The following is a 17,938-nucleotide window of genomic DNA, read 5'->3' on the forward strand; positions in this document are numbered from 1 at the left end:
CCCGCCGCGTGCGGGGGCGACGCCTGCCGCACCCGCACGCCAGCGGTCTTACTGCACCACGGTCTTCACTTTCCAGTTGCTGCCTTCCACCGCCGAGATGGTCACCGGGGCGTGTTTCAGGTTGCCGGCGCTATCGAAGCTGAAATCGGCGGTCACCCCCTTGTAGGCGGTCTTGGCGATCAGCGGCAGGAACTTGGCCGGCTCGGTGGAGTTGGCGCGCTTCATGGCATCGGCCACGATCATCACGCCGTCGTAGAACTGCGGCCCCAGCAGCACCACGTCCTGCTTGTAGCGGGCCTTGTAACGGGCCTCGAAGTCCTTGCCGGCCGGACGCGCGCCAAGCTCACCACCCGGTACCGCCGAGAAGTGGCCGACGGCATCGGTACCGGCCAGCTTGATGAAGGTGGGGGTGCTCAGCATGTCGCCGCCCATCAGCTTGGCGTTGAGGCCCAGGCGTTTCATCTGCTTGGCCATCGGTGCGGCCTGCGCGTCCGCGCCGCCGTAGAAGATCACGTCCGGATGGACCGCCTTGAGCGAGGTGAGGATGGCGGTGAAGTCGGAAGCTTTGTCGTTGGTGTACTCGCGCTTGACCGGCTGCTTGCCCAACCCCTGGATGGACTTGATGAATTCGTCGGCGATGCCCTGGCCGTAGGCGGTGCGGTCGTCGATCACCGCGATGCGCTGTGCCTTGAGCTGGGCCACGGCATAGAGCCCCAGCGCGCCGCCCACCTGGCTGTCGCTACCCACCAGGCGGAAGGTGGTCTTGTAGCCGGCGGTGGTGAAGGCCGGGTTGGTGGAGACCGACAGCTGCGGGATGCCGGCATCCGAGTAGATACGGGATGCCGGGATCGAGACGCCGGAATTGAAGTGGCCGATCACCGCCTTCACACCGGAGTCCACCAGGCGCTGCGCGACCTGGGTGCCGACGCGCGGGTCGGCCTGATCGTCCTCGGACACCAGTTCGAAGGTCACCTTCTGCCCGGCGATAGTCAGCGGCTTGGCGTTGAGATCGTCGATCGCCATCTTGGTGGCGTTCTCGTTGTCCTTGCCGTAATGCGCCTGTGGGCCGGACAGCGGCGAGGAAAAGCCAATCTTAACCACGGTATCCGCTTGCGCAGCCGTGATGGCGAACGGGGCCATCATGCCACCCAGGGCCAACACCATGGTCATGCTGCGAGGAAAGCGCTGCTTCATGATTTCTCCTTTGCTTCTCTTTTTAAGGTTGGCCGAAAGGCCGGTCAGAACCGGTTGAGCCGGTACGGTGAAACATCGAAACTGCTGGGACGCCGCTGGATCATGTCGGTCAGCAGCGCGCCCGTGGTGGCCGCCAGCGTCAGGCCGAGGTGGCCGTGGCCAGTGGCAAAGTACAGGCCGGCGGAATCCGGCGCCGGGCCGATCACCGGCACGGTATCCGGCACGGAGGGGCGGTTGCCCATCCATACGCTCATGTCGCTGGCGTCGAAATCGCCGACGATGCGCTTGGCCTTGTCGATCAGAATGTGGGCACGGCGCCAGTCGGGCGGTGCATCGCGGTGCGCCAGCTCCACGGTGCCGGCCAGCCGCAGCCCGCCGTTGCCCATGGGCAGGATCACGAAGCTCTCGCTGGCGCACTGGATGAAGTGATGCAATGCCACGCCGGCGTTGGGCAGCGTCACGTGATAGCCACGCTCGCTCTCCAGCGGAATCCGGTATTGGTGCTGTGCCGTGAAGCGGTCGCTCCAGATGCCGCAGGCGATCACCACCGCGTCGGCCTCGAGCCGGCCGCGGTTGGCGGTCTCCACGCCGGCAATGCGCCCGGCCGCGCTGACGGTGGCCAGCACCTCGTCCTGCACGAAGCGCCCCCCTCGCGGATGAAGGCGTCGAACAGCCCGCGGCTGAAGGTGTAGGGATCGTCCACGTGCGACCAGGCCGGCACGTTCACAGCCACCTGCCACTCCTTGCCGACCTGCGGCGCGGTGCGCTCGAGTTCGGCACGGCCGAGCTTGCGCCATTCGACACCGTGCGCACGCTTGGCATGCCAAGTGGCTTCGGCGGCGGCAAACTCGGCCTCGCTGCGGTACAGCGTCAGATTGCCGTGGCGCCGCCACAGATGAGTGAGGCCGGCGCGCTCGATCAGCGGCGCGTAGTCGTCGTTGACCCGGTTCAAGAGCGCGGCCATGGCACGGGTGAGTTCGGCCACCCGACTCGGCCGGCTGGCAGCGACGAAGCGCAGCAGCCACGGCACCAGCGTCGGCAGATAGCGCCAGCGCAAAGCCAGCGGCCCCAGCGGATCGAGCATCCAGCCCGGCACCTTGCGCAAGACGCCCGGCTCGGCCAGGGGAATCACGTCGCTCACCGCGAAGGCGCCGGCGTTGCCGTAGCTGGTTTCCATCGCTGGTTCGCCGCGATCGACCAGCGTCACCTCGCAGCCGGCCAGGCGCAGTTGCAAGGCGGTGGCGATGCCGACGATGCCGGCCCCCACCACGACGATGTGCGCACGTGAAGTCGGGGAGTTCGACATGGCCTAGGCCTCTCTCTGGCCATCGAGCAGACGACGCAGCTGCAGCGGATTACCGTGCCGCAGCGCCGCAGGCAACAGGCTGTCCGGGAAACCCTGGTAGCAGACCGGACGCAGGAAACGCTGGATCGCGGCCGTCCCGACCGAGGTGCTGCGCGCATCGGAGGTGGCCGGGAACGGCCCGCCATGGACCATGGCATCGCACACCTCGACACCGGTTGGCCAGCCATTGACCAGCAAGCGGCCGGCCTTGCGCTCCAGGGTCGGCAGCAAGGCTGTGGCGGCTTGCAGGTCGCCGTCGTCCAGGTGCAGTGTGGCGGTCAATTGGCCCTCCAGGTGCTCGGCGACCTGGCGGATCTCCTCGCCGTCGGCACATTGCACGATCAACGAGGCGGCGCCGAAGACCTCGGTCTGCAGGGCCGAGTTGGCAAGAAAGTCCCGCGCCGATGTCATGAACAGCCGGGGCTGACACTGGTTCGGGCCTTCGGTGCTCAGGCCGGCGGCAAGCGGTCGGGCATGGCTGGCCAGCACGCCGACACCCGCCTGATAGGCGTCGAAGATGCCCGGAGTAAGCATGGTTTGCGCGCCGCTGCGCTGGACGGCATCCGCCGCCGCGGCGCTGAAGCGGTCCAGGTCCGGCCCCTGGAGGGCAATCACCAGGCCGGGGTTGGTGCAGAACTGGCCCGCGCCCTGAGTCAGCGAGGCGACGAACCCCTGCGCCAATGCTTCGGCCCGTGCGTGCAGGGCCGCCGGGAAGAGGAACACCGGGTTGATCGAGCTCATCTCCGCATAGACCGGGATCGGCTCGGGGCGGGCCTGGGCAGCCCGGCACAAGGCGATGCCGCCGCTGCGCGAACCGGTGAAGCCGACCGCCTTGATGCGCGGGTCGCTGACCAGGGCGATACCCACTTCACGGCCAGAGCCGAACAGCAGCGAGAACACGCCTTCAGGGAGTTCGCCTTTCGCCACGGCCCGGGCCACGGCTTGGCCGACCAGTTCACTGGTGCCGGGGTGGGCGCCATGGGCCTTGACGATCACCGGGCAGCCCGCCGCCAGGGCCGAGGCTGTGTCACCGCCGGCGACGGAAAAGGCCAGCGGGAAATTGCTCGCACCGAACACCGCCACCGGGCCCAGCGACACGTGACGCTGGCGCAGGTCTGCGCGGGGCAAGGGCTGGCGCTCCGGTTGGGCGGTATCGACCCGCACGTCCAGCCATTCCCCGGCACGCACGGTGCGGGCAAAGGTGCGCAGTTGTCCGCAGGTGCGACTCCGTTCGCCCTGAATCCGGGCACGCGGCAGTCCGCTCTCGACCACGGCGCGCTCGACCAGCTCATCGCCAAGGGCTTCGATCTCGTCGGCAATGGTTTCGAGGAAGTGGGCACGGACCGCCAGCGACGTCTCACGATAGCGGTCAAAGGCGGCCCAGGCCAGGGCACAGGCCTGTTCCACCTGCTCGCCGGTGCCGCCGGGATAGGCCGGCTCAAGCAGTTTGCCGGTGGCCGGATCGATTGCCTGGACCGCTTCGCGGCTGCCGGCGACGGCTTGCCCGCCAATCAGCATCTTGCCTGTCAAGTTCATGGTGACTCCTGCGAAAGTAGGTAACCCAGCTACGCAACAGGAAGTTGCACAGTGGGGGCAAACAGAGGCGGCGCGCATCGGAGCGCCGCCGTGCGCCGGGGCTGTGCGTCAGGCGACGTTCTGTTCTGCCGACCAATTGCCGTACCACTCGCGGAACAGCGCGTACTGGTTCTCGGCATAACGACGCTGGGCATCGCTGAGCACATCGCTCTCGTTGAAGTGCAGGGTGTATTCCTTGTCGCCGTTGAGCACCATCAGATGCTTGTAGTAGAGCACCAGGTCGCAGCCCTCATCGAAAGACGACAGCACCGCCAGCGCCGATTCCAGCTCGCCGGCAAGGCGGCGGGCCTTGGCGTCGCCCTTGGCGGCCTGCTTGCTCAGGGCCACCAGCTGCAACACTTCGCGCGGCAGAACGTTGCCGATACCGGTGATGGCGCCGGTAGCGTTGCAATTGACAAAGCCGTGCACGACCTGGGTATCAACACCGACCATGAGGGTGATCTCATCGTCCTTGGAAGTGATGTTCTCGGCCGCGTAGCGCAGGTCGGCGCCGCCACCGAATTCCTTGAAGCCGATCAGGTTCGGGTAGTCGCGGCGCAGCTCGAAGAACAGGTCGGCCCGGGTGGCGAAGCCGTAGTAAGGGCTGTTGTAGATCACCGCCGGCAGGCCCGGAGCGGCTTTGAGGATGGCGGCGAAATGCGCTTTCTGCGCGGCCGGCGAGGCGCCACGGGAGAGCACGCGAGGAATCACCATCAGGCCATGGGCGCCGACTTTGGCGGCGTGGGCGGCGTGGGAGACAGCCTCGCGGGTATTGACCGCGCCGGTGCCGACGATGGTCGGGATGCCGGCCGCCACCAGACGCGCCACGCCTTCCTGACGTTCGGCTTCGGTGAGCAGCGGCCAGTCGCCCATGGAGCCGCAGTACACCACGGCGCTCATGCCGATCTCGATCAGCTCGCGGCCCTTGGCTACCAGGGCATCGAAGTCCGGTTTGCGGTCGGCAGTGCACGGGGTCATCAGGGCAGGAATGCAACCGGTGAAGATGTTGTCGCTCATTGTTTTGCTCCTTACAGCATTTATTCGGATGATGGAGGTAAAGGGGCCGCCGGGGCGGCGTCAGAACCTGTTCACGATCTTGCTGCGCATCCTGATCAGGGCTCATGTGCTGCTCGAAACCCTCATGGACTCCAGTCCATTCCGGCTTCTGTGCTGCTCTTCACCCCGCTGAGGGCTGCTCGCGACCGATCGTGAACCGGTTCTCAGACGTGCGGGCTCAAATGCCCCACGCGAAGGGATCCTGTTCGTCGATCAGCAGCGTGCTGTCGGCGGTCATGTAGGCACGGCCGGTAATGAACGGGCGGATACGCTCGCCTTCCCATTCATAACGGCCTTCGAACCGGCTGCCCGTGATGCCGGCCTGAACCCAGCCCTCGCCCTCGGCCAGCTTGCCATCGGCCGCCAGTGCACGCCAGCTTGGCGCTGGTACCGGTGCCGCAGGGCGAACGGTCGTAGGCCTTGCCTGGACACATGACGAAGTTGCGGCTGTCGGCTTGGTCGTCGTCGGCAAACAGCTCGACATGGTCGATCAGGGCGCCGTCTTCGCCGTGGATGCCCTGGTCCTCCAGGGCCCTGAGCATCGCCCAGGTGAACTCCGTCAGGGCTTCGACATTCTCGAGCCGTAGCGACTGGCCGTGATCGGCGACCAGGAAGAACCAGTTGCCGCCCCAGGCAACATCGCCGTAGACGCGGCCGTGGCCGGGCACGTCTACCGGGACCTGCTGACGGTAGCGGTAGGCCGGGACGTTGCGCAGAGTCACCGCGCCGTCGTCATGCAGGGTGGCGCTGACCGGGCCGACCGGAGTGTCGATTTTGTGCACGCCGGGCTGGATCTGCCCCAAGTGGTGCAAGGAGGCGACCAGGCCGATGGTGCCGTGGCCGCACATGCCGAGGTAGCCGGCATTGTTGAAGAAAATCACGCCGCAGGTGGCGTCTGGCGATACCGACTCGCAATACAGCGCACCCACCAGCACATCGTTGCCCCGCGGCTCCAGCAGGCAGGCACGGCGCCACTTGTCGTGCTGCTCGCGCAACGCGTCGCGCTTCTCGGCCATGGTGCTGCCCGTAAGTTCGGGAAAGCCTTTCATCACCAGGCGAGTGGGTTCACCGCCAGTGTGGGAATCGATGATGTGTATCTGTTTCATAACCCTGTCCATTTAGAACCTGTTCCCGATCTTGCTGCGCATCCTGATCGGGGCTCATGTGCTGCTCGAAATCCTCATGTACTCCAGTACATTCCGGTTCCTGCGCTGCTCTTCACCCCGCTGAGGGCTGCTCGCGACAGATCGTGAATGGGTTCTTAGAAGAGCCAATCGGGGTTGAGCCCTGCAGTCAGTTTCCAGGCCATAGAATGGACTCATCGATGCCCATAATCTTGATGCTTATCTTCATCTTTGATGACGAAATCGGCATAGTTTGTTTTGGTGGTGTGCGACTGGCGTGGCAGCCTCACGGGTGGCTCGACATGACGCAAGCCGTGCTGCAAGCTGCTTGCTTTGCCCCTGAAGCAGGTACTGGAGGGGGAGCACGGATACCGGGGAGTGGAAGTCATGACACCGAACGCACTTGCCATGCTGTGCCAGGGCGACGAGCAACGACGCCCTGAAACCATCGAGGAATGGCTGGCTGGAGTGGCACCGTTGCTACCTGTACTGGATGTCATCCCGAATGCGGCGATATTCATCAAGGATGTGGAGGCACGCTACCTCATTGCCAATCACACGCTGGTACAGCGCTGCGGCCTGAAACAGCTACAACCCCTGCTGGGTAAAACCAGTGCTGAAGTCTTCCCGGCTCAGCTGGGTCCTGGCTATACAGAGCAGGATCGACGGGTCCTGGAGCAGGGATTGGTTCTTGAAAGCCAGCTAGAACTGCACCTTTACAAGAGCCGCGAACCGGGTTGGTGCCTGACGTACAAATGGCCGTTGTACAACAGCAAAGGCGAAATCATCGGCTTGATGGGTATATCGGTCGACCTGCAATCGGCCAGCAATACGCATCCCGCTTATCAGCACCTTGTCGCCGTGGACGAATACATTCGTGCGCATTTCAATCGCCCCATCACCATGGGTGAGTTGACGCGGATTGCCGGCATTTCAGCCGCACAATTGGAACGGTACTGCAAACGAGTCTTCCATCTGACACCCCGGCAAATGATCCATAAGGCGCGCCTGGAGCATGCGCATCGCTTACTTCATACCCAAATACCGATTACCGATGTGGCACTGCAGTGCGGTTACACCGACCACAGCGCATTCAGCCGGCAATTCAAGGCGCTGACTGGCTTCACACCACGGCAGTATCGTCAGGCTACAGAGCGCAGCTGATAGATAAGGCTTTACCACAGCCTCCCGCATCTCACGCATCCCAAGACGCACAAAAGCCCGGGGCGCCGATGTTGCCATCGGCGCCCCGGGCTCGGGAAAAGACATTGTCTCGATCAGTACACCAGCTTGGTTCCGACGATGGCCAGCATGATCGCCAGTGCCGGACGCATCCAGCGCTCCGCCATCTTCTTGGTGAGGCGGCTGCCCATCCAGATACCGGGCAGCGACCCCATCAGCAGGTTAACCAAGAGGCCGTAATCGAGGTTGCCGAGACTGGCATGACCGATCCCCGCCACCAGCGTCAGCGGCACGGCGTGGGCAATCTCGGTCCCCACCAGACGCGTGGTCGGCAGCACCGGGTAGAGCAGGAACAGGGCCAAGGTCCCCAGGGCACCGGCACCGATCGAGCTCAGCGTCACCAGCACGCCCAGCATCACGCCGATCAGCACCGTCGGCACGGTGCGCGAGCGGGACTCATCCAGCAACGACGGGTTGATGCGATGCGCCAGTTTCACCAGCAGCGGCTTGAACAGAATGGCGAGTGCGGTCAGGATCAGCGCCGCTCCCAGGCTCACCTTGATCACGGCATTGATGGTGGCGGTAGGCAGGTCGATACGGGACAGCGCGAACAGGGTCAGCAGCGCCGCCGGCAGGCTGCCGGTCGCCAGGCGCCTCGTAATGCCCCAGTCGACATGGCGCTGACGGTGATGAATCATCACGCCGCCGGCCTTGGTAATGGCCGCGTACAGCAAATCGGTACCGACCGCGGTGGCCGGGGGAATGCCGAACCACACCAGGATAGGGGTCATCAGCGAGCCACCGCCCACACCGGTCAGTCCGACGACAAAACCAACGAGAAGACCGGCCACGATATAGCCCAACTCCATACGACCCCCAGATGCACTCGAAAACGATATAGGAGAGTAACCGATTAGCGTTATAACCAAATAGATTTTCTAATTTAATCAATATTCTAAAAGATCACTATCCATCTGCCCGGGGCACCGCTGTCCATCAAAACAGCATACGAAGACTTCCGTCCTGACATGAAATCGAAATGAATCGGCGGCAAGCTGACCGTCAAGGACATTCCTGCAACATTTCCGGAACCGATGCCCATTTATGCTTTACAAAAGAATTAATTAGGGTCATTTTGTAAAGCGAATGCCTTCTGGTGTACAAGCCAGCAATGCAGTGATGAGGTGACAGGATGATCTCTCGTATCCCTCTAAGCGTTCGACGAAAACAGGCCCGCGACCAGCACGAAAGCTTTCTTTACGCGGTAGCCAAACCTCAACTCAGTGAAGCGGAAAAAGTCCGGCAGCAAAAAGTTCGCCAACGGGCGCACGACCGGGACGATGCCCGCTTTCTCGCCGAACGGTGTGACGATATTTTCTGATTGACCCCAGCTGGGGAACATTGCCCGTACTGGCCAACCGTGGCCGGGGGGCGTGCTGGTGCCATCCGACGGCTCCAGCGCCGTCACTTCCTGCCGCCACAACAAAAAAAGCGGCCAAGGCCGCCTTTTTTGTTTCATGCTTTCCCCACCTACTCGCTGCGGCGCGCCACGCCGTGCTCCACTGCGTACACCGCCGCCTGCACCCGGCTCGATAGCCCCAGCTTTTTCAGGATGTTCTGCACGTGGATTTTCACCGTGCTCTCGGCCAAGTCGAGCGTGCGTGCGATTTCCTTGTTGCTCTGGCCTTGCGCCAGGAAACCGAGAATCTCCCGTTCGCGTGGCGTCAGCTTCTCCAGCTCCTGCTGCTGTTGCGACGGCGCCGGCGCACCGGCACGGAAATGCGCCATCAGTTTGGCGGTCATGGCCTCGCTCATCACCGACTCGCCGGCGGCGGCCTTGATGATGGACTGCTTGAGGAAGTCGGCATCGATGTTCTTCAGCAGGTAACCACGTGCGCCGGCCTTCAGCGCGGCAGTGAGGTCGTCGGCGTCTTCCGACACCGTCAGCATCACCACCGCCAGCGTCGGGTTGTCCTGCAACAGCAAGCCCAGCGCTTCCACACCCGAGATACCCGGCATGTGCAGATCGAGTAGCACCACATCCGGCATCAGCTGCTTTGCCAGTTTCACCCCTTCCGCCCCATCGGCGGCCTCGCCCACGACGGCCAGCTCGGGCTGGCGCGACAGCAGCATGCGGATGCCACTGCGAAACAGGGTGTGGTCGTCGACCAACAGGATGCGGATCGGGGTATCAGGCATAAGTCTCTCTTGGTTAAGGTCGATATTCGGCTCAGGCGGCCTTGCGCTGGGCCCGCGGCAGATGCAGGTGCACCGAAGTGCCCCGGCCCGGCTGACTGGAGATACGCAGGGCCACGCCGGCACGCGCGGCACGCTCCTTCATGATGGACAAGCCGAAATGGGTATCGGCCTTGCCCGCCACCGTCGCCATGGCGAAGCCGACGCCATTGTCCTTGATATCGAGCTCGAACGCACTCCCATCGTCCTTGAGATGAACCACCACCTGCGTAGCCTGGGCGTGCTTGCGCACGTTCGACAGCACCTCCTGCAGGATGAACAGTATCTGCAGCTGCTGTTCCGGCATCAGCGGCACCGTCAGTCCCTCGGAGCGCAGTTCCACCTTGATGCCGGTCTGGCGGCGGAAGCGCTCGAGCACGGTGGAGATGGCCTGCATCAGGCTCTCCGAGAGCTTGGAGCGGAAATTGTTGAGCAGCTCCCGCACATCGTCGTAGCTTTCCTTGATGCCGGTCTCGATCAGGCCGACGGTGTCGTCCAGCAACTCCTTGTCGCCAAGCTGCAGCGCCTGGCGCAGCATCTGGGCCTGCAGGTTCAGGAAGGACAAGCCCTGGGCAATGCTGTCGTGCAGCCCCTGCGCCACCAGGTTGCGCTCTTCCAGCACCGCCAACTCGCGCTCCTTGGCGAACAGGCGCTGGTTCTCGATGGCCACGGCCAGGTTTTGTCCCAGTACCTCGAGCAAGCGGGTCTGCTGCGGCGTCATGATGACGGACTGACGGTAATGCAGGTTGAACAAGCCCAGGGAACGCCCCTGCACCGTGATCGGGAAGGCGGAAATAACGCGATAGCCCTCCCGGCTGCAGCTCTTGTTGTCCGCCACACTCAGCGTCTCCACCCGGCTGGACGAGTGTTCGGCCACCTCGCCGCACAGGCAGTCGCCCACGCGCATGCAATGCTCTTCCTTGAGCAGGGCCTCCGGCATGCCCTGATCCGCTACCACGTAGACGATGCCCTGCTCGTGATCGGTGAGGCGAACCGCCCCGCCGTCGGCGCGGTACGCCGCCATCACCTTGGCCAGGAAACCCTGGCACAGGCTTTCCAGCGATTGCGGCTGGTTCAGGAAAGCGGAGATTTCATAGAGTAGCGCCAGTTCCTTGTTCTTCTGCTGCAGCGAAGCGGTCTTGGCGCGGACCCGCTCTTCCAGCGTGGCGCGCGCTTCGGCCAGGCGTTGCGCCATCAGGTTGAAGCCCTGGCTCACCTGGGCGAACTCATCGTCAGACTCGACCGGCACCGAGACGTCGAGCTGGCCTTCGGCCAGGAGCTGGATACCCTGATGCAGCTTGTCGAGCGGATTGAGCACCAGCAGCATCATCATGTAGATCAGGGCGACCGTACCCACCACGGCCAGGGCCGCCAACATCAGTTGGCAATAGCGCAGGTACTCGGTGTTGCGCGCGTTGTAGGCCTCCATGTCGGCGACGAAACGATTGATCAAGTCGACGTAGTCGCTGGTCATGGACTGGAAACGAGCAATCGACTGCGGGCTGGCCTCGCTGCCCGCCGCCAGAATGGCCTGCCCCAATGGGCGGATGCGCCCGTGCCACTGGTCGGAGACATTCTTGAAATCGAGCAGGATTTTTGCGGTGCGCGGCACCAGCAAGGGGCGGGCGCTATCACCCCTGCGCAATACCGCTAAGGTCTGGTCATAGCGGACGATGGAATTTTGCACCACTTCGCGCGGCAGCTTGCCGTCGTGGAAGCGCTGCACATCGAGTGACAGCCGGGTGGCGCGCATGCGCAGGCTCCCGGCGTCGTTGATGGCGGCGGCCCCCCTTCGAGTTGCCAAGACAGCCACAGCGTCGCCCCGATGGCGCTGAGCGCCATCAGCAGCACCGCCAGGAGGGCGCCAATGATCTTGGCCGACAAACGAAACCCCAGCGGGCGGGACAAGTCGGCGGGGGGCGGGAGGGTCATGGGTCGGGCTTCTGAATCGGGCACACCAGTGGTACGAAGCGGTCCTGCTGCGGGTCGAATCCCCACAACGCACCCTCATGGATGTCGAAATACCAGCCATCGAGCAGGAGCGAGCCCTGTTCGACGCGCTCGCGCAGCCAAGGGTAGGACAGCAGATTGTTGATGGAAACCAGAATAGCCGCCTTTTCGCATTGACGCAGGCGCTCTTCCTCGCTCACGTCGTCGTAGCTCGACTCGACGAAACGCCGTGCCGGCTCGGCGATATCCAGCCAGCGCTTCAGGGCGCTGGCCTCATCGACAGAACGCTGCATCAGGGCCCGGATGCCGCCACAACTGGCGTGTCCGAACACGATAATGCGTTCTACCTTGAGCGACAATACCGCAAATTCGAGTGCCGCCGCCACACTGGCGTGCGTCAGCGTCTCGTCGCAAGGCGGCACCAGGTTGGCGACGTTGCGTACGATGAACAGCTCGCCCGGTTCGGAGCCGGTCAGGGTGGCGGGGTGCACGCGCGAATCGCAGCAACCGATCACCAGCGTGCTGGGGCGCTGGCCGTGGCGCAATTCGTCAAAGAGGTCCAATTCGCCAAAGTAGCGGGACTGGAAACGGCGGAATCCTTGCAGCAGGGGTTCAACCGAACGCACGTCACCCCCCGGTCATCGACATGAAGCGCAGGATCTTGGTCGGTTTCTCGCGGAACTCGTGCTTTTCCGGCTTGAGCTCGATGGCAGCACGGATGGCGTCTTCCAGGCCGGCATCGCTGATACCGGCACGCAACAGGGGGCGCAACTCGAAACGTTCTTCCTGCCCCAGGCACATGTAGAGCGTGCCATCCACCGACAGGCGCAGGCGGTTGCAGGTAGCACAGAAGTGCTGCGAAATCGGCGTGATGACGCCGAGCGAGAACGCGTTGTCGCGGGTCTTCCAGTAACGGGCAGGGCCGCCACCCAACGTTTCGGCCTGCGGCACCAGGTCGAAGGTGCGGCGCAGGTTTTCCAGCACCGGCTGCAAGTCGAGGTAGTGCGCCGACTGCCCGGTTTCCCCCATCGGCATGGCTTCGATCAAGCGCAGCACGAACCCTTGCTCGATACAGAACGCCGCCATGCTTTCGATTTCGGATTCGTTGACGTCCTTCATCGCCACCATGTTGATCTTGATCGGGGCGAAGCCGACGGCCTTGGCGGCCTTCAGACCTTCCATGATCTGCGGCAGACTGTCGCGACCGGTGATCTCGTGCATGCATTCGCGCTTGAGCGAATCGAGGCTGATGTTGAGGCGGTTCACGCCGCCCTGGAACAGCGCTTCGGCATGACGCGAAAGCTGAGTGGCATTGGTGGTGAGCGAGAGGTCGTCGAGACCGTCGAGTGCGGACAGGCGCCCCGCCAGTTGCGGCAGATTGCGGCGCAGCAGCGGCTCACCGCCGGTCAGGCGGACGCGCCGCGTCCCCAAGCGCACGAAGGCGGCGACCACGCGCTCGATCTCGTCGAACGTGAGCCAGTTTTCCGGCTCCTCGAAATCCTTGAAGCCCTTGGGAATACAGTAGGTACAGCGCAAATCACAGCGGTCGGTCACCGAGAGCCGCAGGTACTCGATGGTACGGCCGAAACGGTCGGTCAGCATATCAACTCCAGCGGGGCATGTTCCCCGAACTTAAGCTCTTCATTGTTCAGTATATAGAAGGCAAAAGACGCGCACATTCCCACAAACGACCACCCCGAGCTATGCCGAAGTAACTAGGCCGGGTTCACCCCCTGGCGGAGGGGCGCACACGGCCGGGAGACGGCGGCTAGCCGGCGTGCTTGAAGCGGTCGACCATGGCGACCAGGTCGCCGGCGGTCTGGTTGAGCTGGGTGGCCAGCTCCGCCGCCTGGTGCACGATGGTCGAGTTGTCTTCGGCCAACGCGGCGATGCGCGCGATGTTCTGCGCCACTTCGGCGCTGGCGGCGGTCTGCTGCTGCATGGCGGCGGCGGTTTCCTCGCACTTGAGCGCCGAATCGCTGGCCTGACGGTGGATGCCGTCGAGATCGGCCACGGTGAGGCCGACCCGCTCCAGCCCGACGTTCATCTGACTGCGGGCGGAGTCCATCAGCCCGGCTGCGGCAAAGGTCTCCTGGCGGATACCGTCGACCAGGGTGGTGATTTCCAGCGTCTGCTGGCTGGTGCGTTCGGCCAGCTTGCGTACTTCGTCGGCCACCACGGCAAAACCACGGCCGGTCTCGCCGGCACGGGCCGCCTCGATGGCGGCGTTGAGTGCCAGGAGGTTGGTCTGGTCGGCGATGTCGCGAATTGCCGTGATGATGGCGCTGATGTGCTGCGACTTCTCGCGCAACTGCCCGATCGACTCGCCGGCCCGGCCCAGCGCCGACGAGGTGTCGCGCATCACGCCGGTGGTTTCCCCCATGCGGGCGCGGCCGGCGTCCAGGCTGTCCTGCATGACGAACACGGTCTGCTGCGACTCGTGGGTATTGTCCTTGACCATGGCGATGCCGCTGGCCATTTCCTCGACCGCCGCGGCGATCTCGGTGGAGGACGCGGTCTGGGTCTCGGCGGCACGCGCGGCCCGGGCGGAGACCGCCTGCAACGCATCGGCGGCGCCGACCAGCTGGTGGGCATTGTGCTTGACCTGCGTCAGCGTCGCCGCGAACGCGTCGACCAGATGATCGAACGCCTGGCCCATGCGCGCCATTTCGTCGCTACCGGGAACCTTGGCACGCGCCGACAGATCCAGATCCTGGCTCATCCCGGTCATGACGCGCTCCAGACGCCGCACCGGGTTGCAGATGCCACGGTAGATCGACAACGCCAGCGTCGCCAGCAGCAGCAGCGCCAGCACGGTTCCGCCGATGGTGAGCACCAGGTCGCTACGGGCGCTGGCGCGGGCGGCGGCGAGGCGGGTCGCCATGTCGGCGAGCAGGCTGTCCTGTAGGGTTTTGAGACCGGCCATGCGGCGTGTGGAATCGGCGAACCAGCGTTCCGGCGCCACGCCGGCCGGCCCGCCGAGCGGCTGGCTGCGCAGCGCCTGGCGCAGCGCCAGCACAGCCTGCCCGTCGGCACTGTGCGCCTGCGCATCGGCCTGCTGCAGGAAGCGCTCCGACCCCAGTTGGCGCGCCTGCGCAGCGCACGCTTCCTGCTTGGCGGCGAGGGCATCGAACTGGCTCATGCTGGCCTGATCGAAGTTCCCCCGGACCAGCACACCGTTGACGAAGCCACGCTCGCGGCCGGCGAACTCCTTCTCGCACAGGACGTTGAGCAGCACCGTGGTCTCGCGCAACGCTTCCGGCTCCTGGCCGGACTTGGCCAGTTGCGCGATCAGCCCGGTCAGCGCCTCGATGCGCTCGGAAAACGCCGCAAACAGGGCCGGTGCAGCCACGCTGCGCGCGTCGACCGCCGGGCGCTGTTGCAGCAGCGCCTCGATGCTGGCCACCTGCGCACTACCCTGCCCCGCTGCGTCGAGCTCGGCGAGGCCGGCCTTGAAGGCGGCGAACGCCGTACCGGTCTGGCCGCGTGCCTCGTTCAGCGCCGGCGGTACACTTCCCTGGGCGTGCAGGTAGCCGTTGCTCAAGCCGCGCTCCACCTGCAGGGCATGGATCAGCCCGCTGGCCAGCCCCGCCATCTGCACCTGTCGTTGCGACAGCTCCAGTTGCCGCACCCCGTGCCAGCGTTCCATGGAGATCACCGATGCCAGGCCGATCGTCACGAGGGCGAAGGGCACCAGCAACAGCAGCAGCTTGGCGGCAAGAGAAAGGCGGGACAGCATCGACATCGACTCCAGTTAAATACTCGTGAGCAAGCAATAAGCACACCATGCGCAATACGCCTGCAACATGGCCATGAAATGCTCAGCTGCCACACTCGTGATCGTGGGCACGCGGGGGTGGAAAACGACAGGAAACGGCGGCCCCGGTACGTGTCGGCGAGGCGGTGCACAGCAGCAGCCGAGGGCGGCAGCACCCATGCGCATGGTAACGATTACGACGACATGACACACTCATCCGAAAGAACTAATTGCGCCGTGCCATGGTCTGTCATGATTTGCATGGAGTTCTGACTACCCGTTCGCAAATGGCCGGGCATCCGCCCCGCGCCAGGGCAAGGCCCTGGCAGCAACCGCCCTGCTGTGGTGCATCGCGGTACCCGATCCGAAATGTGCGCCCGCTTGCCGACGGGTTTCCCCGGGCATCCGCCCCTCTTTCAAGCAGGCCAACTTAGGCCATCCTATCCACTCGCCGGCGCTTGCCGGCCGGAGAACTTGCCTATGGATACCTTGCTGCGTGCGCTGGCCGATGGTCAAGCGCACTCCCCGACTTCGCTGCTGGCCGGTCTGATCGACTTGGTCCGGCCCGCCCACCCTTCCGACAGCGCCCAGGCAATCAAGAACGTGCGGGCGCTGAGCTACCTGCTGGAGCAGCGCCCGGATTACCGCGCCAACCTGCGCCGCTGCCTGCTGCAACAGCTGAGCAGCACGCGCCAGATCCAGCTCTATACCGACGTCGGCATCCTGTCGAACGCCGGTTTCTTTTCGTCGATGAAGATGTGTATCGGCGAGAGGCTGCTGCCGCCGCCGCAGAACCCGGATTACCTGAAAGACGTGTTCAGCAGCCTGTTCCGTGGCAAGCGCGATTACCAGTGGGTGCAGCAATTGCCGCAGGAAGTGTGCGGCGACGTGTGGCGCGCGCTGCACTGGGAGGAAGAAACCGACACCGAGGCGCGCGCGCATACCCGCTGGCAGCTGCTGGAAGCCGTGCAGGTGCTCTCCTCGCGCATCGTGGCGATCGGTCTGGAACCGGAGCTGGTGCGCGTGCACCCGGACATCGAGCGCTTCGAATCGCCGTTCCTGCACTTGAACGCCGAGGTGTTCCGCTTCGTCGAAAGCCAACACCACGCCGCGACCGACGACAGCGAGACCGGCGAGGACGAGAAACACATCCTGGTGCTGCTGGAACAGTGCGAGGGCATCGTCCTGCGCATCCGCAAGAACGCCGCGCGCTACGGTATTTCGGTCAGCCTGACCTACCATCTGCAGCGACTGCAACAGCACATCCACCGCCTGCGCCAGGTATTGACACTACTGACCCCGGGCTACGACCCGGTGGCCGACCCGACGCTGTTCCAGTTCCTCGGCGAGCTGGTACGCGCCGACAACCGCCACCACAAGCTGTCCGACCTGTTCACCTCGAACATCGAGCTATTGGCGCTGCAGGTGACCGAACACGCCGGCCAGCGCGGCGAGCACTACATCGCCGAGAGCCGCAGCGAGTGGCTGGGCATGGCCAAGGCGGCGATGGGAGCGGGGCTGCTGGTGGGCTTCATGGCGCTGATCAAGCTGACGCTGGCGCAGGCGCACCTGCCCCTATTGCTGGAAGGGATGGCCTTCGGCCTGAACTATGCCTTCGGCTTCATGCTGATCCAGCTGCTGCATTTCACCATTGCCACCAAGCAGCCGGCGATGACGGCCGCACGCCTGGCCGCCGCGATCCACACCCCGAACGGCGGCAAGGCACAGTTGAGCGAGCTGACGGAGCTGGTGGTCAGCGTGCTGCGCACCCAGTTCATCGCCATCGTCGGCAACGTGGTGATGGCGCTGCCGGTGGCCTGGGCGATCGCCGAGGGCTGGAAACATCTGTTCGGCTCCCAGGCGGTGAGTGTGGCCAAGGCGCAGCACCTGTTGCACGAGATCGACCCGCTGGCCAGCCTGTCGCTGTTTCACGCCGCCATTGCCGGGGTGTACCTGTTCCTGGCGGGCCTGATCGCCGGCTACTATGACAACCTGGCGATCTACCAGCGTATTCCGGAGCGGCTGGCCGCGCTGCCGTGGCTCAACCGCCTGATCGGCGAGCATCGCACGCGACGCCTGGCGCAATACGTGGAACACAACCTGGGGGCGCTGGCCGGCAACTTCTATTTCGGCCTTTTCCTGGGGCTGACAGGCACCATCGGCCTGCTGCTGGGGCTGCCGATCGACATCCGTCACATCACCTTCGCTTCGGCCAACCTGGCCTTCGCGGCGGTGGGGCTCGACTACGCCATCAGTTGGCAGACGCTGACGTGGTCGGTGTTGGGTATCGGCCTGATCGGGCTGCTCAACCTGTTGGTGAGCTTCAACCTGGCACTGTGGGTGGCGTTGCGTTCACGCAAGCTGACGCTGCGCGACGCGCTGCCGCTGCTGCCGGCGGTGGCGCGCCACTTCCTGCACCGGCCGCTGGACTTCTTCTGGCCACCACGCCGTCCGGCGACGGAGGACGAGGCCATGGTCGAGACGCTGGAAGCAGGCCCGCGTTGACCGGCCATCCAGCAT

The 17,938-nt window shown here is 64.4% G+C and carries 14 protein-coding genes and 1 pseudogene; 2 read left to right on the forward strand and 13 right to left on the reverse strand.

The genetic code is table 11. The features are described from left to right. Nucleotides 1-48: 48 nt before the first annotated feature. The 6 genes and pseudogenes from ABKF58_RS18685 to ABKF58_RS18710 form a co-directional block, all read right to left on the reverse strand. On the reverse strand, nt 49-1,194 hold the full coding sequence (locus ABKF58_RS18685; protein ID WP_482582666.1) for a branched-chain amino acid ABC transporter substrate-binding protein: 1,146 nt from the start codon (nt 1,192-1,194) through the stop codon (nt 49-51). A 44-nt stretch (nt 1,195-1,238) separates the two neighbouring features. After that, nucleotides 1,239-2,500: pseudogene (locus tag ABKF58_RS18690) on the reverse strand (NAD(P)/FAD-dependent oxidoreductase). 3 nt (nt 2,501-2,503) lie between these two features. Then, complete coding sequence (locus ABKF58_RS18695) at nt 2,504-4,075, reverse strand: aldehyde dehydrogenase (NADP(+)) (protein ID WP_482582668.1); 1,572 nt, start codon at nt 4,073-4,075, stop codon at nt 2,504-2,506. A gap of 108 nt (nt 4,076-4,183) precedes the next feature. Continuing rightward, entirely contained in the window at nt 4,184-5,131 is a 948-nt protein-coding gene (locus ABKF58_RS18700) for a dihydrodipicolinate synthase family protein (RefSeq protein WP_014086655.1), read from the reverse strand. 217 nt (nt 5,132-5,348) lie between these two features. Beyond that, complete coding sequence (locus tag ABKF58_RS18705) at nt 5,349-5,537, reverse strand: proline racemase family protein (protein ID WP_482584401.1); 189 nt, start codon at nt 5,535-5,537, stop codon at nt 5,349-5,351. Beyond that, nucleotides 5,455-6,276: a proline racemase family protein gene (locus ABKF58_RS18710; protein WP_482582669.1), complete on the reverse strand. Its 822-nt coding sequence runs from the start codon at nt 6,274-6,276 to the stop codon at nt 5,455-5,457. Before ABKF58_RS18710 ends, ABKF58_RS18705 begins: the two co-directional genes overlap by 83 nt. A gap of 405 nt (nt 6,277-6,681) precedes the next feature. Here ABKF58_RS18710 and ABKF58_RS18715 point away from each other — a divergent pair, with 405 nt between their 5' ends. After that, nucleotides 6,682-7,458: a helix-turn-helix domain-containing protein gene (locus ABKF58_RS18715; RefSeq protein ID WP_482582671.1), complete on the forward strand. Its 777-nt coding sequence runs from the start codon at nt 6,682-6,684 to the stop codon at nt 7,456-7,458. Between the two features lie 113 nt (nt 7,459-7,571). Here ABKF58_RS18715 and ABKF58_RS18720 read toward each other — a convergent pair whose 3' ends face one another. The 7 genes from ABKF58_RS18720 to ABKF58_RS18750 form a co-directional block, all read right to left on the reverse strand. After that, on the reverse strand, nt 7,572-8,327 hold the full coding sequence (locus ABKF58_RS18720) for a sulfite exporter TauE/SafE family protein (RefSeq protein ID WP_482582673.1): 756 nt from the start codon (nt 8,325-8,327) through the stop codon (nt 7,572-7,574). Nucleotides 8,328-8,686: 359 nt separating this feature from the next. Further along, nucleotides 8,687-8,995, reverse strand: coding sequence for a hypothetical protein (locus ABKF58_RS18725; protein WP_482582674.1), 309 nt, complete (start codon nt 8,993-8,995; stop codon nt 8,687-8,689). A gap of 11 nt (nt 8,996-9,006) precedes the next feature. Beyond that, on the reverse strand, nt 9,007-9,675 hold the full coding sequence (locus tag ABKF58_RS18730; protein ID WP_008952999.1) for a response regulator: 669 nt from the start codon (nt 9,673-9,675) through the stop codon (nt 9,007-9,009). Nucleotides 9,676-9,706: 31 nt separating this feature from the next. Beyond that, complete coding sequence (locus ABKF58_RS18735; protein ID WP_482582675.1) at nt 9,707-11,464, reverse strand: ATP-binding protein; 1,758 nt, start codon at nt 11,462-11,464, stop codon at nt 9,707-9,709. Between the two features lie 175 nt (nt 11,465-11,639). Beyond that, nucleotides 11,640-12,287, reverse strand: a complete 648-nt coding sequence (locus ABKF58_RS18740; protein ID WP_482582677.1) for a carbonic anhydrase — start codon at nt 12,285-12,287, stop codon at nt 11,640-11,642. 1 nt (nt 12,288) lies between these two features. After that, on the reverse strand, nt 12,289-13,263 hold the full coding sequence (gene moaA, locus ABKF58_RS18745) for a GTP 3',8-cyclase MoaA (protein ID WP_008953002.1): 975 nt from the start codon (nt 13,261-13,263) through the stop codon (nt 12,289-12,291). A 166-nt stretch (nt 13,264-13,429) separates the two neighbouring features. Further along, nucleotides 13,430-15,400 carry a methyl-accepting chemotaxis protein gene (locus ABKF58_RS18750; RefSeq protein ID WP_482582679.1) on the reverse strand — a complete coding sequence of 657 codons (1,971 nt, stop codon included), beginning with the start codon at nt 15,398-15,400 and terminating at the stop codon, nt 13,430-13,432. 498 nt (nt 15,401-15,898) lie between these two features. On the opposite strand from ABKF58_RS18750, the gene ABKF58_RS18755 reads away from it, so the two are divergent. Then, entirely contained in the window at nt 15,899-17,923 is a 2,025-nt protein-coding gene (locus ABKF58_RS18755) for a site-specific recombinase (protein WP_482582681.1), read from the forward strand. Nucleotides 17,924-17,938: the final 15 nt, after the last annotated feature.

The organism is Pseudogulbenkiania sp. AW2-16 (genome assembly GCF_056824575.1).